The 19,738-nt window shown below is 69.5% G+C and carries 20 protein-coding genes and 1 pseudogene; 12 read left to right on the top strand and 9 right to left on the bottom strand.

Features of this window, described 5'->3' with window-relative positions:
- The 3 genes and pseudogenes from VYJ16_RS01650 to VYJ16_RS01640 all read right to left on the bottom strand — a co-directional run.
- Nucleotides 1-250: pseudogene (locus VYJ16_RS01650) on the bottom strand (hypothetical protein); the annotation flags it as partial.
- A 122-nt stretch (nucleotides 251-372) separates the two neighbouring features.
- Nucleotides 373-1,206 carry a shikimate dehydrogenase gene (locus VYJ16_RS01645; RefSeq protein ID WP_336348584.1) on the bottom strand — a complete coding sequence of 278 codons (834 nt, stop codon included), beginning with the start codon at nucleotides 1,204-1,206 and terminating at the stop codon, nucleotides 373-375.
- Between the two features lie 97 nt (nucleotides 1,207-1,303).
- Entirely contained in the window at nucleotides 1,304-2,149 is an 846-nt protein-coding gene (locus VYJ16_RS01640) for a universal stress protein (RefSeq protein WP_336348583.1), read from the bottom strand.
- Nucleotides 2,150-2,286: 137 nt separating this feature from the next.
- On the opposite strand from VYJ16_RS01640, the gene VYJ16_RS01635 reads away from it, so the two are divergent.
- The 5 genes from VYJ16_RS01635 (at nucleotide 2,287) to VYJ16_RS01615 (ending at nucleotide 7,393) form a co-directional block, all read left to right on the top strand.
- A complete protein-coding gene (locus VYJ16_RS01635) occupies nucleotides 2,287-3,699 on the top strand; it encodes a sodium:calcium antiporter (RefSeq protein WP_336348582.1) in 1,413 nt (470 codons plus the stop codon).
- Between the two features lie 152 nt (nucleotides 3,700-3,851).
- Nucleotides 3,852-5,234, top strand: a complete 1,383-nt coding sequence (locus tag VYJ16_RS01630; RefSeq protein ID WP_336348581.1) for a D-aminoacyl-tRNA deacylase — start codon at nucleotides 3,852-3,854, stop codon at nucleotides 5,232-5,234.
- A 118-nt stretch (nucleotides 5,235-5,352) separates the two neighbouring features.
- A complete protein-coding gene (ftsZ, locus tag VYJ16_RS01625; RefSeq protein WP_336348580.1) occupies nucleotides 5,353-6,534 on the top strand; it encodes a cell division protein FtsZ in 1,182 nt (393 codons plus the stop codon).
- 202 nt (nucleotides 6,535-6,736) lie between these two features.
- Nucleotides 6,737-6,949: a protein translocase SEC61 complex subunit gamma gene (locus tag VYJ16_RS01620; RefSeq protein ID WP_336348579.1), complete on the top strand. Its 213-nt coding sequence runs from the start codon at nucleotides 6,737-6,739 to the stop codon at nucleotides 6,947-6,949.
- Between the two features lie 6 nt (nucleotides 6,950-6,955).
- Nucleotides 6,956-7,393, top strand: a complete 438-nt coding sequence (locus VYJ16_RS01615; RefSeq protein WP_336348578.1) for a transcription elongation factor Spt5 — start codon at nucleotides 6,956-6,958, stop codon at nucleotides 7,391-7,393.
- Nucleotides 7,394-7,504: 111 nt separating this feature from the next.
- Here the strand turns inward: VYJ16_RS01615 and VYJ16_RS01610 are convergent, their stop codons facing one another.
- Both VYJ16_RS01610 and VYJ16_RS01605 read right to left on the bottom strand, forming a co-directional pair.
- The gene (locus tag VYJ16_RS01610) at nucleotides 7,505-7,807 is read right to left on the bottom strand and encodes a DUF7565 family protein (RefSeq protein WP_336348577.1); all 303 of its coding nucleotides are present in this window, start codon (nucleotides 7,805-7,807) and stop codon (nucleotides 7,505-7,507) included.
- 54 nt (nucleotides 7,808-7,861) lie between these two features.
- Nucleotides 7,862-8,281 carry a hypothetical protein gene (locus tag VYJ16_RS01605; RefSeq protein ID WP_336348576.1) on the bottom strand — a complete coding sequence of 140 codons (420 nt, stop codon included), beginning with the start codon at nucleotides 8,279-8,281 and terminating at the stop codon, nucleotides 7,862-7,864.
- Nucleotides 8,282-8,377: 96 nt separating this feature from the next.
- On the opposite strand from VYJ16_RS01605, the gene VYJ16_RS01600 reads away from it, so the two are divergent.
- Nucleotides 8,378-9,139 carry a PHP-associated domain-containing protein gene (locus VYJ16_RS01600; protein ID WP_336348575.1) on the top strand — a complete coding sequence of 254 codons (762 nt, stop codon included), beginning with the start codon at nucleotides 8,378-8,380 and terminating at the stop codon, nucleotides 9,137-9,139.
- Nucleotides 9,140-9,170: 31 nt separating this feature from the next.
- On the opposite strand, the gene VYJ16_RS01595 is transcribed toward VYJ16_RS01600, so the two are convergent.
- Nucleotides 9,171-9,695 (bottom strand): metal-dependent hydrolase, encoded by a 525-nt coding sequence (locus tag VYJ16_RS01595; RefSeq protein WP_336348574.1) that lies wholly within the window; start codon nucleotides 9,693-9,695, stop codon nucleotides 9,171-9,173.
- A gap of 108 nt (nucleotides 9,696-9,803) precedes the next feature.
- Nucleotides 9,804-10,343, bottom strand: coding sequence for a CinA family protein (locus VYJ16_RS01590; protein WP_336348573.1), 540 nt, complete (start codon nucleotides 10,341-10,343; stop codon nucleotides 9,804-9,806).
- A 147-nt stretch (nucleotides 10,344-10,490) separates the two neighbouring features.
- Between VYJ16_RS01590 and VYJ16_RS01585 the strand changes: the two genes are divergently transcribed.
- Nucleotides 10,491-11,591, top strand: coding sequence for a pyridoxal phosphate-dependent aminotransferase (locus tag VYJ16_RS01585; RefSeq protein ID WP_336348572.1), 1,101 nt, complete (start codon nucleotides 10,491-10,493; stop codon nucleotides 11,589-11,591).
- Between the two features lie 231 nt (nucleotides 11,592-11,822).
- A complete protein-coding gene (locus VYJ16_RS01580; RefSeq protein WP_336348571.1) occupies nucleotides 11,823-13,079 on the top strand; it encodes an LVIVD repeat-containing protein in 1,257 nt (418 codons plus the stop codon).
- Between the two features lie 68 nt (nucleotides 13,080-13,147).
- On the opposite strand, the gene VYJ16_RS01575 is transcribed toward VYJ16_RS01580, so the two are convergent.
- Together VYJ16_RS01575 and VYJ16_RS01570 are read right to left on the bottom strand one after the other, a co-directional pair.
- Nucleotides 13,148-14,143 carry a hypothetical protein gene (locus VYJ16_RS01575; protein ID WP_336348570.1) on the bottom strand — a complete coding sequence of 332 codons (996 nt, stop codon included), beginning with the start codon at nucleotides 14,141-14,143 and terminating at the stop codon, nucleotides 13,148-13,150.
- Nucleotides 14,144-14,352: 209 nt separating this feature from the next.
- A complete protein-coding gene (locus VYJ16_RS01570; RefSeq protein ID WP_336348569.1) occupies nucleotides 14,353-14,979 on the bottom strand; it encodes a hypothetical protein in 627 nt (208 codons plus the stop codon).
- A gap of 119 nt (nucleotides 14,980-15,098) precedes the next feature.
- Between VYJ16_RS01570 and VYJ16_RS01565 the strand changes: the two genes are divergently transcribed.
- The 4 genes from VYJ16_RS01565 (at nucleotide 15,099) to VYJ16_RS01550 (ending at nucleotide 19,711) form a co-directional block, all read left to right on the top strand.
- Nucleotides 15,099-16,343, top strand: coding sequence for an ArsA family ATPase (locus tag VYJ16_RS01565; protein WP_336348568.1), 1,245 nt, complete (start codon nucleotides 15,099-15,101; stop codon nucleotides 16,341-16,343).
- A 150-nt stretch (nucleotides 16,344-16,493) separates the two neighbouring features.
- A complete protein-coding gene (locus VYJ16_RS01560; RefSeq protein WP_336348567.1) occupies nucleotides 16,494-16,625 on the top strand; it encodes a hypothetical protein in 132 nt (43 codons plus the stop codon).
- Nucleotides 16,626-17,108: 483 nt separating this feature from the next.
- Nucleotides 17,109-17,537: an NAD(P)-binding protein gene (locus VYJ16_RS01555; RefSeq protein ID WP_336348566.1), complete on the top strand. Its 429-nt coding sequence runs from the start codon at nucleotides 17,109-17,111 to the stop codon at nucleotides 17,535-17,537.
- The gene (locus tag VYJ16_RS01550; protein WP_336348565.1) at nucleotides 17,534-19,711 is read left to right on the top strand and encodes an amino acid permease; all 2,178 of its coding nucleotides are present in this window, start codon (nucleotides 17,534-17,536) and stop codon (nucleotides 19,709-19,711) included. Before VYJ16_RS01555 ends, VYJ16_RS01550 begins: the two co-directional genes overlap by 4 nt.
- Nucleotides 19,712-19,738: the final 27 nt, after the last annotated feature.

The raw sequence follows: 19,738 nt of genomic DNA, 5'->3' as shown, positions 1-19,738 counted from the left end.
CTTCGTCGGCTTCCTCGACGTCGTCTTCGACTGCTTCTTCGTCGGGTTCATCGTCGACGTCGTCTTCGTCGGCTTCCTCGTCCGTTTCTTCGTCTTCGCCGTCGACGCCTTTGACGGCGGCTTCGTTCGCGGCATCGGCTTCCTCTCGCTCTCGTTCGACCGTGACGCCGACGTCCCCGGACCGCTGACTGGCGCGGTCGTCGTCGTCGCCGAGACCCAATACAGACTTCAGTTTCGATAGCAGTCCCATTGGGGGACACTGGAACCCCACCGGACTTAAAAGCGACTCACGGCGACCAGCTTGCGGCACACGCCCCTTCGGCCGGCTGCGGTAAGGCCACGTTACCGGCAGCGAGCCGCGGCCGTGGGATGCTACGCGTCGAGGTGCGCGCGGAGCGCGGCGTTCATCGCGTCGACGGGCGCGTCCTCGCCGGTCCAGTGCTCGAACGCTGCCGCGCCCTGGTGGAGGAGCATCCACGCGCCGTCGACGGTCGTCGCACCCGCCGCCGCCGCGTCCCGGAGCAGGCGCGTCTCCAGAGGCGCGTAGACGGCGTCGAGCACCACGAGACCCTCGTGGAGCGCGCTTGCGGGGACGGGCGTCTCGTCCGACTCCATCCCGACGCTCGTCGCGTTCACGAGGACGTCCGCGTCCGCCAGCCACCCGTCGAGCGCGTCGAGGCCGCCGCCGGTCGCGGTCGCGCCCCCGACTTCGCGTTCCACCGCCGCGGCGAGGTCGGTCGCGCGACTCGCCGTCCGGTTCGCGACCCGGACCGACGCGCCCGCGTCCGCCAGCCCGAACGCGACCGCCCGGCCAGCGCCGCCAGCGCCGACGACCACCGCCGTCGCGCCCGATAGCGAGGCGTCGCCCTGCTCGCGGAGCGCGCGAACCGCGCCCTCGACGTCCGTGTTGTGGCCCGTCACCTGTTCCCCCGAGAAGTCGAGCGTATTCACCGCGCCGACCGCCGACGCCAGGTCGTCCGTCGCCACCGACGGCAGCGCAGCCACGTCCTGCTTGAACGGCACCGTCACGTTCAACCCAGCGACCCCGAGCGCCCCAGCGCCCTCGACGGCCGCCGCGACCGCATCCTCCGCGGGTTCGAACGTCACATAGCGCGCGTTCAACCCCAGTGTGTCGTACGCCGCCTCGTGCATCGGTGGCGACAGCGAATGCCCGACGGGATTCCCGATCAGGCCGTACACGTCCATAGCGAGAGCGTCGCGACCGCCGACCAAAAGCGATGCGGGCGCGGCGAGAACCGACGCGACCAACTGGCGGTCTGGACCTGGCCGTCACCGCGCTCGGTCAGTCCCCGCCGGGAACCACGAGCACCGGGACGTCGACGGTCCGGAGGACGCGGTCGGTCGTACTCCCGAGCAGCTGGCCCGCGAACGACCCCTCGCCCGTGGACGCCATCGCGACCAGGTCCACGCCCGCGTCCTCGACGTACGCCGCGATCTCCGCGGACGGCGTGCCCGTCCGAACCGCCTGCTCGATGGCGAGCGAATCGTCGCGAGCGGACTCCTCGCACGCCGCCGCGAACACGTCCAGTTCGTGTTCGGCGTCCGCGACGAGCCGGTCGACGTACGCGTCGTCGACGCCACCAGCGTTGAACGGCCCCGCCTCGTACGCGACGTCGACGACCGAAAGCAGGTGCAGAACCGCGTCGTACGTCGACGCGAGGTTCACGCCCGGCCGGACGGCGGCGCGAGCAGCGTCGCTCCCGTCGGACGTCACCAGGACGTCGTCGTACTCCCCGAGTCCACTCCCCCGACCGGGGACGGTGAGGACGGCGCGGTCTGTCGCCCGGAGCACGCGCTCCGTGACGCTCCCAAGGAACCGCTCCTCGAGGTTCGTGTGCCCGTGCCGTCCCATCGCGATGACGTCCGCGTCGACGTCCTCGGCGGCCTCCATGATAGCGACACGCGGCTGCTCGGTCGCCACGCGCGTCTGCACCGTCACTCGCGACGACGCGCCGATCTCGGCGACGTCCTCCACGACCGCCTCCGCGTCCGCGGTCGACAGCTCGCCGGCCGCCGCGACGACCACCGTCGCCGTCGCGTCGTACGTCGCCGCCAGCTCCACGCCGGCGCGCGCCGCTCGCGTCCCGCAGTCGCTCCCGTCCGTCGCGATGAGTACGTGCTCGAACATGCCTTACGGGAGCGTTCGCGCACCCACCACAAAAACGCGCCGCCGCACCGTCACCGAACGGTCGCGTGCCTGCGAACCTCTCGCGCGTCGCCTCCGTAAATCGCAAGGGTTACTTGTACTTTCACGGACGTTCAGGTATGCTCAAAGACCGGCTTCGTCATCCGCTGGTCGCCCTCGTCTTCGCCGCGCTCCTCACCGCACCCTGGGTGAGCGTGGAGCTCCTGGGTGGCCCCGAGGCGTTCGGCCTCGGCAACCTCACGACAGTCGCGGTGAGCGGTGTCGCCGTCCTCGGCGCGTCGTTTATGCTCGCGTGGGGCGCCGAGACCGCCGAGAAGGACGTTCCGCGAGCGTTCGCCATCGCCGTGCTCGCCGTGCTCGCAGTCGCGCCCGAGTACGCCGTCGACGCGCTCTACGCGTGGGGCGCCGGCTCGGGCGGCGCGACTGCCGACGCGTGCGCGCAGTTCAGCGCCGAGACCATCTCGAACGCCGAGACCGGCCTCGCCGCCGCGTGTAACGACGCGAACCTCGCGGTCGCGAACATGACGGGCGCGAACCGCATCCTCATCGGCCTCGGCTGGTCCGGTATCGCGCTGTTCACCGTCTACCGCGCCGGCAGCGCGAAGGACCCTGCCGTGGAGGACGCCGACGGCTTCCTCGCGAACAAGGTCCACCTGGACCGCGACCTCGGCCTCGAGATCGTCTTCCTCCTGCTCGCCACCGCGTTCGCGTTCGCCGTCCCGCTGTTCGGCGGCATCGACGTCGTCGACACGCTCGTCCTCGTCGGGCTCTACATCGCGTACATCGCCATCATCGTCCGCGGCGACGTCGAGGACCACGAGGAACAGGTCGGCGTGCCCGCGTACCTCCAGAAGCGGTCGTTCCCCGTCCGCACCGCCTCCTCGATCACGCTGTTCCTCTACTCCGGCCTCATGATCTACACCGCCGTGCATCCGTTCGCGCACGGCCTGGAGCTCATCGGCGTCGACTACGGCATCCCGAAGTTCTTCATGATCCAGTGGGTGGCGCCGCTCGCTTCCGAGAGTCCGGAACTCATCGTCGTCGCGTACCTCGTGAACAAGGCTCGCTCCACTGCGGGGTTCAACGCGCTCATCTCCTCGAAGCTCAACCAGTGGACGCTCCTCATCGGGACGCTCTCGGTCGTGTACTCCATCGCGTACGGTGACGTCGGGACGCTTCCGTTCGACGACAAGCAGACTGCGGAGATCTGGATCACGGCCGCCCAGAGCCTGTTCGCCATCGCCATCATCACGAACTTCGAGATCTCGGTCCGGGAGGCGGTGGTGCTGCTCGTGCTGTTCGTCTCGCAGGTCGTCGCCGAGTACGCGGTCATCCTCACGACCACGAGTCACGCCGCCGAGACGGAACTCAGTATGCTCATCCTCTACGCGTACACGGTCGTCTATCTCGTGCTCGCGCTGGGGCTGTTCTGGGGTCGCCGCGGCGACGTCCAGAGTATCTTCGCGCAGAGCGCGACCACCGCCCGGGACGCGTTCAGCTCGAAGAGCGCTCCAGCCGAAGGAGCCGACTGACTGACTCGTCTGGCATACGGCCGCCTCCAGGCGGCCGTTTCTGGTAAACTGATTCTTCACCCATTCGGCGGCCGCGAGGGTTCTGGTGGTCCGTTGCTGTTGGTCGTGCGGGAATCGACTCTTTCTTGGCTGCGTCGGCGTTACGATGGGTCGTGATTGGGATCGTCGTCAGTCGTGCGGACGAGGCGTCGACGCACGTCGCCGAGCACTTGCTGGGCCTCGTGGACTGGACGGAGTCGATGGACGATTCGCGGCCGGACGCGGCGGGCGGTGGGGTCGTCTATCGTCATGGTGCGTTCGAGCTTCGGGAGTTCGACGCGCTGCATCTGGAATTGGATGGCGTCGCGGGTGCGTTCTCGGAGCGGCCGTCGCTGGTGGCGTTCGCGTCCCGGCATTCGGGCGAGACGGGGCCGCTCCTCACGGCGCACTTCACGGGGAACTTCGGGCCGGCGGAGTACGGTGGGGAGCCGAACGCGGTCGCGGCGGCGGCGCCGGGCGCGCAGGCGGCGCTCGTCGAGTCGTTCGACGAGTACGCGCCCGAGGGGTACGAGGTCGGGATGGAGTGCACGCATCACGGGCCGACCGCCGTCGGCTGTCCGTCGTTGTTCGTCGAACTCGGGAGCGGCGAGGACGAGTGGCGGGACCCGGCGGGTGCGGAGGCGGTGGCGCGAGCCATCCTCGACCTCTCCGCGTTCGACGGCGACGGGAGTGCGGAGTCGAGCGGTGAGCGCGCGACCGACGGCGAGCGGTCGGTGATGGGCGAGCGGACGGTCGTCGGGTTCGGTGGCGGGCATTACGTGCCGCGGTTCGAGCGCGTGGTCCGCGAGACGGCGTGGACGGTCGGGCACGTCGCCGCGGACTGGGGGTTGGACGCGATGGGCGACCCGGGCGACCATCGCGACGTCATCGAGGCGGCGTTCGCGGCGAGTGGCGCGGAGCACGCGCTCGTCGAGGGGTCGCGGCCGGCGCTCGAGGCGGTCGTCGCGGACCTCGGGTATCGCGTGGTGAGCGAGACGTGGCTGCGGGAGGTCGGCGACCGCGACCTGGACGTCGTCGCCGCGGTCGAAGGGGAACTCGGTGCGGTCGCGGACGGCGTCCGGTTCGGTGACCGTCGACTCGACGACGCCGAGGGCTGGGTCACCCGGTCGCTCCCGGACGACCTTCTGGCGGCCGCGCGAGCGGTCGACGCCGACCGCACGCGGTCGCTCGTCGACCGCGAGACCGTGGCGTTCCAGACGCGCAACAGCGGGTCGCAGGTCCGTGGTCGCGCCGCGTTCCCGGACGACGACGCGTACGACGCGCTCGTCGACGGACTCGCCGGCGTGCTCGACGCGGACTACGACGACGTCCGGCGGGAGGACGACCGCGTGGTCGCGTCGAAGGACGCGTTCGACCCGCGACGCGCACACCAGGAAGGCGTGCCCGAAGGCCCGAAGTTCGGGCGGCTCGCGAGCGGCGACGCCGTCGAGGTCGACGGGGAGCGCATCGACCCCGACGACGTCACCACCCACCAGGAGGACGTGTTCGAGCTCTAACTACTTTCTCGGTAAGCGGTGATTACCGCGCTCGTGTCGCCCGCGAATTTTCCGTCATGCGGGCGTCTGACAGAGAGGGGAAACGTAATTACCCTCCATAGAATAATGAGGGTCAAGGATGGATTCGATCGTCGAAGACGCGATAGACGAGGCCGAAGGCGGGGAGGACCCCGGGCGTCGACAGGGAGGGGACGACGCCCCTGACCCAACCCCGTCACGGGAGTCGGGGACGATGACTGACGACCAACTCGAGGACGTTCTCAAGGACCTGCAGACGAACATCACCGTCGTCGGCTGCGGTGGGGCCGGTGGGAACACCATCAACCGCATCCACGAGGAGGGCATCACGGGCGCGAAGCTCGTCGCCGCGAACACCGACGTCCAGCACCTCTACGAGATAGAGGCGGACACGAAGATCCTCATGGGCGAGGACAAGACCGGTGGGCGTGGCGCGGGTTCGCTCCCGCAGGTCGGCGAGGAGGCGGCGCTCGAATCCCAGAGCGAGATCTACGAGTCCATCGAGGGCTCGGACATGGTGTTCGTCACCGCCGGGCTCGGCGGCGGCACCGGTACCGGCTCCGCGCCGGTGGTCGCGAAGGCCGCTCGCGAAGCGGGCGCGCTCACGATCAGCATCGTCACGACGCCGTTCACTGCCGAAGGCGAGGTGCGACGGACGAACGCCGAAGCCGGCTTGGAGCGCCTGCGTGACGTCTCCGACACCGTCATCGTCGTCCCGAACGACCGCCTGCTCGACTCCGTCGGGAAGCTCCCCGTCAAGCAAGCGTTCAAGGTCAGCGACGAGGTCCTCATGCGTTCCGTGAAGGGCATCACGGAACTCATCACGAAGCCCGGCCTCGTGAACCTCGACTTCGCCGACGTCCGCACCGTCATGGAACGCGGCGGCGTCGCGATGATCGGGCTCGGCGAGTCCGACTCCGACGCGAAGTCCAAGGACTCCGTCACGTCCGCACTCCGCTCGCCGCTGCTCGACGTCGACATCTCCGGAGCGTCGAGCGCGCTCGTGAACGTCACCGGCGGGAACGACATGAGCATCGAAGAGGCCGAGGGCGTCGTCGAGGAGATATACGACCGCATCGACCCCGACGCACGCATCATCTGGGGGACGAGCGTCGACGAATCCCTCGAAGGCCGGATGCGGACGATGATCGTCGTCACGGGCGTCGACTCCCCGCAGATCTACGGGAACGGCGACGACGGCGAGACGCAGGTGTCCTCGCAGCCCCAGGCGCAACGCGAGCAGATGCAGCAGGGCGGCAGCGACATCGACTTCATCGAGTAATCGGTTCGACGGACCGCGTCGACGACTCCATTCCTCCTCGACGACCGCGCTCGGAGCGACGGCTCGGGTGACGAGCGCGACGGCTCGGTCGCCGACCACGACGGCTTCGTCGATTCGGGTTCGTGCGCGCGGACCGCCCGTGGGGGCGGCCGCGCCGTGGCAATGCAATAGATAGAAAAGCGAGCGCGTCGAACCGACCCGCATGGAATTACCGACGGAGCTCTCGTCGTACGTTCGCGTGCTCAAGTTGGCGAGCACCCCGTCCTACACCGAGTTCTCCCAGATCGCGAAGATCGCGGGCGCCGGCATCGTCATCGTCGGCATCCTCGGGTTCATCATCGCACAGCTCATGGGTTTCCTCGTCGTCTCGTTCATCCAAGACGCCGCGACCGGTGCCGCACTCGCTCCCTGGTGATCTCGCATGCCGATATACGCTGTCAAGACCACGGCGAGCCAGGAACGAACGGTCGCTGACATGATCATGAACCGCGAGATGGAGGACATCCACGCGGCGCTCGCGCCGGATTCGCTGACGAGTTACGTGATGGTGGAGGCGGACGACTCCGGTATCATCGAGCGCGTGCTCGAGGAGATCCCGCACGCGCGAGGTATCATCCCCGGGGAGTCCGACATCAGCGAGGTCGAGCACTTCCTCTCGCCGACGCCGGACGTCGAGGGCATCGCGGAGAGCGACATCGTGGAGCTCATCGCGGGGCCGTTCAAGGGCGAGAAGGCGCAGGTGCAGCGCATCGACGAGGGCAAGGACCAGGTCACCGTCGAGCTGTACGAGGCGACGGTCCCGATTCCGGTCACGGTCCGCGGCGACCAGATCCGCGTGCTCGACAGCGAAGAACGGTAGTCGGTTTCCTCGGAGTTCGTTCGCGTTCTCGTCGTTCGACTTCGAGCGGTGAGCGTCGCGACCAGCTCTTCTGACCGTCGACGCGGCGAGGCGCGGTCGGCGGCGCTATGACTACGACGGGTGTGCGTCGCCGTTGAGGCGTTCGACGACGGCGTTCAGGTCGGCTTCGGCCTCGATGGCGTCGCGGACCTCCTCGCGGTCCCGTACTTCCTGTGCGCTGGCGCCGTAGGCGCGGACGTACTCGGCGCGCGTGTGTTCGCTGAACGCGTGCCGGATGGCGAGGTAGCCGTCGGGGACGACGGTCCCGCACACCTTGCACTCGCGGCGTTCGTGCTCGTTGGTCTGGTGGACGATGGCGTCCTCGGGCGTGTCGTAGACGGCACCACAGTCTTCGATTCCGCATTCCCAGGCCATTCGTTGGTGCTCTCTTGGACGGTGGTCGTCTTGAAGGTTGTCCGAGCGTCGTCGTCAGGTGAGCGCGCGGACGCGTTCGTCGACGCCGAACGCGACGGCGGCGTGGGCGGCGAGGAGGGCAACGCCGACGAGTGGGACGCCAACGACCAGTTGCGTGAGCGGGTCGGGTGGGGTGAGCGTGGCGGCGGCGAGGAAGGAGGAAACGACGGCGACGACAGCGGCCGTGGCGACGCGGTTGCCCCAGCGGTCGGTGGACGTACCGGCGCGTGCGACGCCGATGACGACCGCGAGCGTCACGACGCCGACGGTTGCGGCGAGGACGGCAAGTGCTGGCGTGGTGAGCGATTCGAACGGCAGCGAGATGGCGTCCGTCGGTGGGGCGGTCGCGGCGAGCGCGAGCGGCGCGCACAGCGCCGCGGTCGCGGCGAGCCAGAGGGCGGCGAGACCGAGCGGCGACGGAGAGTCGGATGTCATCTACTTCCCGGTTCGTCGTGCGCTGAAAAAACTCCGGCGAACCCCGGTCGCGGTTTCGTCGCGCTTATGCTTGCCGCGTGGATTCGACCGAGTAACATGGGGGTCGACGAGTTCCGGGTGGACGCGCACGTGAAGGTGCTCGACGAGGGCGTGGTCGAGCGCGCGAAGCGCCGCGGGCTGGACGCGCTCGTCTACGCGCCGCACTTCGAGCAACTCCCGACGATCCGGGAGACTGCTCGACGGTACAGCGACGACGACCTCGTCGTCGTCCCGGCTCGCGAGGTCTTTACGGGGACGTGGCGGAACCGCCGGCACGTGCTCGCGCTCGGCCTCACCGACCCGGTCCCGGACTTCATAACGCTGGAGGCGGCGATGGCGGAGTTCGCCCGGCAGAACGCGACGGTGCTCGTCCCGCACCCGCGATTCCTGAACGTGAGCCTCGGCTACGAGGAGATACAGCGGTACAGCGACCAGATCGCGGCCGTGGAGGCGTACAACCCGAAGCTCGTCGGCGGATGGGCCGACCGCGCGAAGCGCCTCGTCGCGGACTTCGACGTGGCGCCGTTCGGGTCGTCGTACGCGCACCTCACGGGGAGCGTCGGCGAGGCGTGGACGGCGTTCGACCGCGAGCTCTCGAACGCGAGCGAAGTGGTGGCGGCGTTCGCCGCGGACGCGCCGCGGCGCGTCGGGCGTCGGTCGTCGCTCTCGCATCGCGCGCGGAAGGCCGCGGAGTTCGCGCACCTCGGCGTCGAGAACACGTGGGAGAAGGTCGACCGCATCTTCCTGCAGGGCACCGAGCCGACGCACCCGCGCCACCTCCTGTACGACGGCCGGTTCGACGACGCAGCGGTCTACTGACTCGCTGGCGGCGAGGTCGCGGGCGTCGGCGTCACTGGATGCCGCCGATGGCCTGTTCGACCGCGGAGAGCTGGAAGTCGAAGTTCGGGAAGAGCACGAGCGCGAACAGCGCGAACACGGCGAGCTCGAACGCGGTGATGGCGACGGTCATGAGGTTCGCCCATTTGCTCGACGTCTTCACGCCGATGGGGAAACCGGTCTCGTTGGAGGAGAGCGGATAGAACAGTGCGATGCCGCGCTTGCTCCCGAGGACGTCGAGGACGTAGTGGGTGGCGATGCCGATCCAGACGTACTCGAGGTTCCCGAACTGGTTGGCGTACAGGATGGCGACTGCGAGCAGCGGGAGGTTGTGAAGCGTCTTCCGGTGCTTGCCGAACTCGGTGTCGATGTCGGGGAGCAGTGCCCCGAGGACGATGGGTGGGAAGAACTTCGCGATCTCGATGACGAGCGTGAGGAGGTCAGCTTGCACGCTGGCCTGGTCGCCGAGTGGCGCGGTGATGAACGGCAGTCCGATTCCGAGGAGTGCGCCGTTGATGAGGTGACCCTTCTTGTTCATTCGGTACGCGTTGAGTGTCGACTACTGTGGCTTAAGTGTACGTCCTCGGTGCCGTCGGAGTCCGACGTGCGTCTGACGCTGCCTGCGACCGACGCGGTCGGATATCGGTCAGTCTTCGGTGGCGGTGACGGCGTCCAGGAGCGCGTCGAGGGCGGCGTCGACGGTTCGCTCGCGGACTGTGGTGCGGTCGCCGTCGAACTGGTAGCGGTCGGCGGTCGCGAACGACTCGCCGCTCCCCCACGGCGCGGCGTACGCGACGCCGACGTAGACGGTGCCCACTGGCGTCTCGGGGGTGCCGCCGCTCGGGCCGGCGACGCCGGTGGTGGCGACGCCCCACGTCGCGTCGGCGGTGTCGCGGACGCCCTGAGCCATCTCCCGGGCGACGGGCGCGCTCACCGCGCCGTGCTCGTCGAGCGCCTCCCGGCTGACGCCGAGGCGTTGCTCCTTCGCGCCGTACGCGTACGCGACGACGCCCTGCTCGAAGTAATCGGACGCCCCCGGAACCGCGGTCACGCGCGCGCCGACGAGGCCGCCCGTGCAGGACTCCGCGACCGCGACCGTCGCGTCGCGCTCGCGTAACGCCGTGCCGACGCGCTGGGACCGTGGATACTCTGCCGACGCCGTCCCTCCATCGTCGTCCTCGTTCATGCGTCCGCGTTCGCTCGGGAGGGATTTGAACGCTCGCACCGCGAGCGAGCGCGGACCCACGGGAGACGGCGACGAGGGGTCCTGGCGCTCGCGGCGGGCGCTTGCTGGCGCCGAAAGCTACAGGCGGCGGGCGCGCGGAGTCGACGTATGGAGTACGAGACGCCGCTTTTCTTCCACGTCATGTCGTACGCGAGTGACGCCGACCGCGACGTCGTGGACATGGTGAGCGGGAACCCCGACTGGGAGCCGCCTGAGGCGCTCCGCGACGGCCTCCGCGAGTACGCGGACTTCGACGCTGACCGGTTCCAGTACGCGCCGAGCGAGGGCCTCGCGCACCTCCGCGAGGAGATCGCGGACAGGCGCGGCGTCGACCCCGGGCAGGTCGTCGTGACGAACGGCGGCGGCGAGGCGAACTACCTGGCGATGGCGCGAGCGCTCGAACGCCAACCCGGCGGAGAGGTGATACTCACCGACCCCGTCTACCCGTACTATCCGGGGAAGACGACGATGCTCGGCGGCGAGCAGACCTTCGTGCCCGCGGAAGCAGACGGCCAGCTCGACCCCGAGCGCGTCCGCGAGGCGGCGAGCGACGACCTCGCGGCCATCGTCGTGAACTCGCCGAACAACCCGACGGGCGCAGTCTATCCGCGCGAGACCGTCGAGGAACTCGCTGCAATCGCGGAAGCACACGACGCCATCCTGGTGAGCGACGAGGTGTACGACCACTACGACCTCTCGGGGTCGTTCGTGAGCGCGCTCTCCGTCGACAGCGACCACCGCGTCGTGACGAACTCGTTCTCGAAGACGTTCGCCGCGACCGGGCTCCGCGTCGGGTACGCGGTGTTCCCGCACGACCTCGTCGAGGACGCGAAGAGCCGACACATGCTCGTGAACGTCGCGACCACGCGCCCCGGCCAGCACGCCGCGTACCGCGCGCTCCGCGAGACCGACCCCGCGTACCACGAGGCGAACCGCGAGTTGCTCCGCGAGCGCGTCGACGCGTTCACGAGCGCCCTCGACGACGCGGGCGCCGAGTACACGGTCCCCGACGGCGCGTTCTACGTCCTCGCGCGCTTCGATGGGTTCCCGGGAACCCTGGGGAACGTCGAGCGCCTCGTCGACGAGGCCGGCGTCGCCGGGATGCCCGGCGAGGCGTTCGGGACCGCGTACGACGACTGGCTCCGGTTCGCGCTCGTCACGCCCCGCGTCGAGGAAGCGGCCGACCGGCTCGCCGCCTACTTCGATTGAGTCCCTGCTGGCTGGCCGCACGTCGTTCGTGGCCGCGGCGGGAGAGTAACTGAGAGCCCGAGCATCCCCGGCCGTCAAGTGCCCACAGCCGGACGAACCGTCGAACGTATCACGCTGCTTTATATGACAACCGAATGCTTACGAGCGACGCGGTCGACCCATCGGACGGATACCGATACCCATCACCGATAGTGGCCGCATCGTGTTTCGATCGACGCTCCAGAATACGCCATGACAGACCACGCACGCCTCACGCGCCGTACTGCAATCAAAACGAGCGGATTGCTCGCCGCTACCGCCCTCGGCAGCACCGCGTCCGCGGACCCGCCGGGGAACGGGCGGCGAGACGACACGCTCCGCCTGTTCTCCGAAGCGGCCGTCCCTGGTGCCCTCGAGGTCAGTACGCAGGGAACGCTCGCGTACGTCGCCGTCGGCGACGGGCTCGCAGTCGTCGACTGGCACAACCCGAACCGACCGGCGGTCGTCGGCGGCATGACCGCGTCCGCCCCCGCGGGCGGCATTCTCGACGTGAAGGTCGACGGCGACCTGGCCGCGCTCGCGAGCAACGGCGGTCCCGGCATCACGCTCGTCGACGTGAGCGACCCCACCGACCCGACCGAACTGGCGTTCGTGGACGTCGGGCACCACATCCACAACTGTTTCCTCGACGACGGGTACGCATACCTCACGGTCAACGAGTCCGGCGACGCCGCGTTCAGCGAGTCGCGGACGACCATCGTCGACGTGAGCGACCCGACCGACGCCGCGGTCGTCGGCGAGTACCGACTGAAGGACGACTTCCCGGCGTTCGCGCTCGGCGGACAGGCCGCCTGCCACGACGTCTACGTGCAGGACGACGTCCTCTACCAGGCGTTCTGGGACGCGGGCGTCGTCGTCGCCGACGTCAGCGACCCCAGCGACCCCGAGTTGCTCGCTCAGTTCGGGAACGCCCCCGACGCGGACGACCCCGGGTTCGACGGCGCCGGCTACCTCACGCGACCGGGGAACGCGCACTACGTCCAGCCGTCCCCTGACGGCGACCTCGTGTACGTCGGGGCCGAGACGTTCCCCGGCAACGTCGTGACGAACCCCGAGGACGAGGACTACGGCGGCATCCGCATCTTCGACGTCTCGGACGGCGACGACCCGCGTCAGGTCGGCGAGATCCGGCCGCCGAGCGTCGACGCGTTCCGGACGTCCCACAACTTCGACGTCACGGCGAACCGCGTCCACGCGTCCTGGTACGACGGCGGCGTGACCGTCCACGACGTCAGCGACCCGACGAACCCGGAGACCCGCATGCGCTACCGGACCGAGGACACGTCGTTCTGGGGCGCCGTCGCCGAGCGCGGGTTCACGGTCGCGAGCGACATCGGCGGCGGGCTCGTCGTCCTCCACGAGGACCGCGGCCGACAGTCCGCGCCCGGCTTCGAGGGGACCGGAAGCCCCGACACCCCCATGCTCGGGATGGGCGCCGACGCGTACTGATAGACGGCGTCGACGCCCCTCGCAGTTCGTTCGGTTCCCGTTTCACCGCGAGCGCAGGGGCGTTGGAGCTACCAGTCGTCAACGTTCCACTCCCAGCCCCAGCCGCTGTCGTCACCGGCATCGTCGTCGTCCTCGGTCGCATCGTCCCAGGCGTCCGCCCAGGTGTCGCCCCACTTCTCCGCGACGCCGCCCCAGCGTTCGCGGCAGCGTTCGCGGAGCGCGTCCGGGAGGTGCTCGGGCGCCAGTCGGTCCGTCTCCGGGTCCGCGTCGGTCTCGAACCCGGCGGGTTCGGCGGGCGCGCCGCCGCGGTCGGCTGGCGCGCCGTGCCCGTACACGGCTTCGTCGGCGTAACTCCAGACGTGCAGCATCCAGGGCGTGCGACACGGCCACTCGAACGCCAGGCCGTCCGCCGCGCGGAACTTCGCCCACGCGTACCGGCCGGGGACGCCGACGTGCGCGTGCCACGGCGTGCACGAACCGTCGCTGGTCTCGTACGTCGACGGCGGCGGGTCGAGGCGCTCGCCGTCGGGTGTCGCGACGAACATCACGCCCATCGGCCGCCAGTACTCGTGGTCGACGAGCACGGATTCGGGACGGGACGGGTCGACGACACCGTCGTCGGCGACGTACGCGGGCTTCAGCCAGTGCGAGTAGACGACGTCCTCGACGAAGAAGTCGAAGTACGGGACGAAGCCGTCGTCGATGAGCGCGCCGACCGTCGGATACTGGGATTCGAGCGCCGTCCGAACGCGATACTGGAGCTTCCGCGTCTCCGGGTGTCCGTCGCTGCAGACGTCGTGGAGCGAGTGGTCGTAGTGCGTGACGCTCGGTTCGACCGTCGCGTCCGGACAGTCCACGTCGAGCGAGCGCGGAGCCGTCGAGTCGCTGGCGGTCGGCGCAGTCGTCCCGGCTGCATCCCGTCGCGCGCTCCCGGAGGAACTCGCGACGACGCTCGCTGCTCCGACGCTCGTGCCGGCGACCTGCAGCAGTCGACGCCTCGACACCCCGCGTTTGCTGGTCGTTCGCGACCCGCCGTCGTCCGTTCCCGAATCTCCTCGTGACATGGTCGAGACTGCTCGGAGCCCACGCACTCGACCCTCTTCGTTAATCGTCCGTAACCTCGGTGAACGCTCGCGTACCGCCAACGGACGTAGCGACGACCACACGTCGCTTCGCTCCACCGCTCAGACTGCCAGCCGGTCCGAAACACTCGCTTACCTCCTCTACCGACCGCCACTGGCTGCTGTCGGCCGCCACCGACGGTCACGGGCGGCTATCGACTGGCGTCTGGTGGCTCGACGACGTCGAACTCGGTGCCGATGACGAGGTCGTGCTCGACCCCGTTCGAGCTGGCGTCCACCGGGTTGATACCCCAGAAGACGAAGCGGTAGCGGCCGGGTTCGACGGGGCCGCAGACCCGCACGCTATCGCCGAGGAGCGACGTCTCGATGCCCTCGCGGTCGAACGGGAACGTCCACCGGAAGCCCTCGCCAGGGGCGTGTTCGTGGCCGGGTTGCGGGCCGCCGTAACCACCCCACTCGTTGCCGAGAACGGTATGCCAGCGGTCGCCGACGCGATGGTGGATGTCGCGCTTCCACCGTAGGCCAGTGGTTCTGGATTCGGTTGACTCGTTCACGAGCGAGACCGTGAGGGAGTCCCCGATGGCGACGACGTCGTCGCTCTGGAGGACCATCCCGTCCATCGGGCCGGAGCCGCGGACGACGAAGTACGGGTCGGCTTTCTCGGCGTCGCCCGGGCACGGTTCGATGGCGGCGTTGAACTGCTCGGCAGGGGTGCGGTCGTCGTCGATGAGGGCGGTCGTGGTTCCGGCAACGCCCAGGGCGGCGGCGGTGCCGGCGGCGGCGCGGGCGAGGAGACGGCGGCGGGGGACGCGCGACATTCGTTCCACGGGTGCGTCCACCGACCTAAAGGGCCTTGGGGTGCCTGCACGCCCTCGAGGGGTATCCGTGCTCGGTCCGGACCGGGAAGTACACAAGTGCGAGCGGCCAACCCGCCTGTATGAGTGACATCGACGTCTCGCCGGTCGACGAGGTCGAGGACGAGGACGGTGACGGGTCGTCGAGCATCGACGTGGACGTCGTCGACGACGCAGGGAACGAACCGGGGACGCGCACGACCGAGGACGTCGCGCTCGACGGCGTGGACGCGCCCGAGTACGTCCTGTACGGCGGGAAGGGCGGTGTCGGGAAGACGACGATGGCGGCGGCGACGGCGCTCGCGAGCGCGAGCGACGGCACGAAGACGCTCGTCGTCTCCACTGACCCCGCGCACTCGCTGTCGGACACGCTCGGCGTGGACGTCCCCGCCAAGCCCGGGCGCGTCCGCGAGGACGTCCCGCTGTGGGGCGCGGAGATAGACCCGGAGGTCGCCGCGGAGGAGGGCGTGGACGCGCTCGGGTTCGCGGGCGGCGACGGCGGGTCGGACCCGTTCGGTGACGACGCCGGGACGGGCGCAGGTGGCGCGGGCACCGGCGGCGCCGGCGGTGCGAACGCGGGGGGCCCGTTCGGGGACGCGAGCGGCGGCGCCGGCCCGATGGGTGGTCTCGGCGAACTGCTCGGTGGCGACGACCCGATGGGGTCGCTGATGGGTGGCGCGATGCCGGGCGCGGACGAGGCGGCGGCACTGCAACTGCTCCTGGAGTACATCGACGACCCGCGGTTCGAGCGCGTCGTCGTCGACACCGCACCGACTGGACACACGCTCCGCCTGCTCGAACTCCCGGAGGTCATGGACTCGATGGTCGGCCGGATGCTCTCGCTCCGCGAACGCCTCAGCGGGCTCATGGACGGCATGATGGGGATGTTCGGGGACGACGACGAGAGCGAGGCGGCGATGGGCGACCTCCGCGAGCTCGCGGACCGCATCGAGGAGCTCCGTGCGGTCCTCCAGGACCCCGCCCAGACCGACTTCCGCGTCGTCATGATCCCCGAGGAGATGAGCGTCATCGAGAGCGAGCGGCTCATCCGCCAGCTCGAGGACTACTCGATTCCGAACGACACCGTCGTCGTGAACAAGGTGATGGAGGACCTCGCGGACGTCACGGACGACGTGGACGCGACCGAGTTCGTCACGCCGGACCTCGACGACTGCGAGTTCTGCCAGCAGCGGTGGTCGGTCCAGCAGGGCGCGCTCGCTCGCGCCCAGGACGTCTTCCGCGGCCACGACGTCAAGCGCGTGCCGCTGTTCGCCGACGAGGTCCACGGCGACCGGATGCTCCGCGTCGTCGCGCACTGCCTCGACTGACGAACGCCCGTTCCAGACGGAGAAACCCGGATTGGTTGGTCGTACGTTTACCGTATTCGTTCAACACGACTAGTGTTTAACGAGCTTCTAGGACTGGTGGGGTGTTTGTCCACCAAACTTATCCGTTCGTCTCGCAAGTGATGTGAACGCATGACACGGACGACAGGCGAGTCGTCGACGCCCTTCGACGGGGTCGACGCCGGCACGGACCTGGCCGCGACGACGCGCTCGGTGGGGCCGACCACCGGCGAACTACCGGCAGTCGCTGGGGTGATGACCTGACCCGGCCGCGAAGCTTTCGGTCGAAGTCTCTGTGAGTCAGTCCATCTGACGGTCGCTGCCGCCCGCTCCTGGCATCGGGCGACCGATGCGACCGCCAGCGCGATTCGGGGGAACGAGACGCGAGGGAGTGCGACGCGGAGGGGGATTCGAGTGCGTGCGGACGCCGGCGTTCGGGAGCGTCCCGCGAACGAGTATCTGAAGCGACGACGCGACCGAGCGTGCGAGGCGACGACGCCAGCCTGTTCTCGTGGTCGGTCCGTAGGGTGTAACCCGGATAGTCCTGCGTTCGAGGAACGAAACGAAGGCGCACCGTCGCGCCACAGCGAAATTGAAGACTTGGTATTATGCTCTTAATTAACTCCGGAATAAGGATTATAACGGACTTTATTCTCGGTCTTTCAGAAAAATGCGCGGGTTTATGCTCTCTCGTCCGATAGTGACTGGTGGCGCTCGCGGTTCCCCTCGGGAGCGACCACAGCAACGATGTCACTCGAACGACCCACGCTCCCGTTCAACGGGGTCAGACAGGAGGAACCGCATCCAGACCACCACGTTCTCGGCGGCGGTCACGTCGGGGACGCCATCGCCGACCGGCTACGGACCGACGGCCAGGTCGTCGCTCGCGTCGACGAGGCCGCGGTCACGACCGACGGCAGTAGCGTTCGCGGCGACCCAGCGGACGCCGCGACGCTCTCGACCGCCGAATTGACCGACGCCGACGCCGTCGTCGTCGCCACCGGGTCCGACGCCCGCAACCTGCTCGTCGCCCAGCAGGTGCGCGCGCACTTCGACGTCGAGCGCGTCGTCGTCCTGACTCACCACCCGGAGCGAGTGACGTCGATGGCCGCGGCGGGCCACGAACCCGTCTGCGTCACGACCGCCGTCGCGGACGCCGTCGCGAGGACCGCATGAAGGGCCTCGAACGCGACCTCGGGCTCCCCTCGGTGCTCGCCATCAGTATCGGCGCGATGATCGGGAGCGGCATCTTCATCCTGCCGGCGCTCGCGCTCGAGATAGCCGGGCCGGCCGTCATCGTCGCGTACCTGCTCGCCGGCCTGCTCGTCATCCCGGCGGCGCTCTCGAAGTCCGAGATGGCGACCGCGATGCCGGAAGCCGGCGGCACGTACATCTACATCGAGCGCGGCATGGGGCCGCTGCTGGGCACCATCGCGGGCGTCGGGACGTGGTTCTCGCTGTCGTTCAAGGGCGCGCTCGCGCTCGTCGGCGGCGTCCCGTACCTGCTGCTGCTGTTCGACCTGCCGCTCAAGCCCGTGGCGCTCGCGCTCGCGGCAGTGCTCGTGCTCGTGAACGTCGTCGGCGCGAAGCAGACCGGCCGCCTCCAGACCGTCATCGTCGTCGTGATGCTCGCCGCGCTCGGCTGGTTCGCCGCCGGGAGCGCGCCGAGCGTGCAGGCGGGGAACTACGCGAACTTCTGGGGTGACGGTATCGGCGGTCTGCTCGCCGCGACCGGCCTCGTGTTCGTCTCGTACGCGGGCGTGACGAAGGTAGCGAGCGTCGCCGAGGAGGTCGAGAACCCCGGGCGCAACATCCCGCTGGGCATCCTCGGGTCGCTCGCGTTCACGACGCTCCTGTACGTCGGCATCGTCGCCGTCCTCGTCGGCGTCACCGACCCGGGGAGCGTCGCCGGGTCGCTCACGCCCGTCGCGGTCGCCGCCGAGCAGACCCTCGGGAACGTCGGCGTGCTCGCGGTCGTCGTCGCGGCCGTCCTCGCGCTCGTCTCCACGGCGAACGCCGGTATCCTCTCGTCGTCGCGCTACCCGTTCGCGATGAGTCGCGACTCGCTCGCGCCGCCCTCGCTCTCAGCCATCAGCGAGCGGTTCGGGACGCCCGTCACGTCCATCACCGTCACGGGTGCCGTCCTGCTCGCGCTCATCGCGTTCGTCCCCATCCTCGAGATCGCGAAGCTCGCGAGCGCGTTCCAGATCATGGTGTTCGCGCTCGTGAACCTCGCCGTCCTCGCGTTCCGGAACGGCTCGACCGCGTACGAGCCCGAGTTCGAGTCGCCGCTGTACCCGTGGATGCAGGTGTTCGGCGTGGTCACGGGCGCACTGCTGCTCACGCAGATGGGGACGATAGCGCTCGTCGGCGCGGTCGTCATCGTCGTCGGGAGCGTCGGCTGGTACCTCGTGTACGTCCGGCCGCGCGTCTCCCGCGAGGGCGAGGCGCGGAAGGCGGTCCGGCAGCAACTCGGCGAGCACGCGCTGACGGACGTCGCCGCGACCGAAGGCGAGGCCAGCGACGTCCTCGTCGCGTTCACGAAGCCCGTCGGTGCGGACCGAGAGCGCGCACTGCTCTCGCTCGCCGCGGACCTCGTCCGCGAGGACGACGGTCGCGTCGTCGCGGTCCGGTTCCAGGAGATCCCCGACCAGGCGCCGCTCACCGAGCACGCGACCGTCCAGTCCACCGAGGACCGGTCGTTCGAGGCGCGCGTCGACGCGCTCGGCGCGGAACTCGACGTCGACGTGGAGGCCGACGAGATCGTGAGTCACGACACGAAGCACGCCATCGTGAACTTCGCCGCGAAGCGCGGCGTGGACTCGATCCTCGCCGAGCACGAGCCGCTCCGGCTCCGGTCGCGACTCCTCGGCGACCCCGTCGACTGGGTCGTCCGGCACGCGGGCTGCGACGTCCTGCTCGTCGACAACCTCGGGTACGACCGCCCCGCGGACGTCGTCGTCGTCGGCGAGGGCGGCCCGTACGAGCCCACCGCGGTGACCGTCGGGAACGCGGTCGCGGTCGCGAACGACGCCCGGCTCTCGCTGTGGCGGCCGACCGGCGAGACGGCGGCGACCGAGGACGGCGCGGGCGCCGGCGTCGCGTACGAGTCCGAGCTATCGTCGATGCTCCCCGCGTCGGTGTCGCCCGGGACGTACCGGCCGGACGGCGGGCAACTGCCCCAGGGCGACGTCGTCGTCCGTCGCGGCGCCGACCACCGGGTCCGTGCGGCGCTGTTCGAGGACCGGCCGGCGGTCCCCGCGACGAACTGCACGACGGTGACGGTGTTCCCGCGCTCGGAGCGCCGTCCCGGGTTCGTCCGGCGCGCGCTCGAACGCGTCGTCTTCTGACCACCGGCCGCACGAGCGGTTCCGGAT

It is taken from the genome of Halorubellus litoreus (genome assembly GCF_037081675.1).
In the GTDB taxonomy this organism is placed as follows: Archaea; Halobacteriota; Halobacteria; order Halobacteriales; family Natrialbaceae; genus Halorubellus; species Halorubellus litoreus.
The sequence above is the reverse complement of the archived record's forward strand: the minus strand, read 5'-3'. Positions and strand labels throughout refer to the sequence as shown.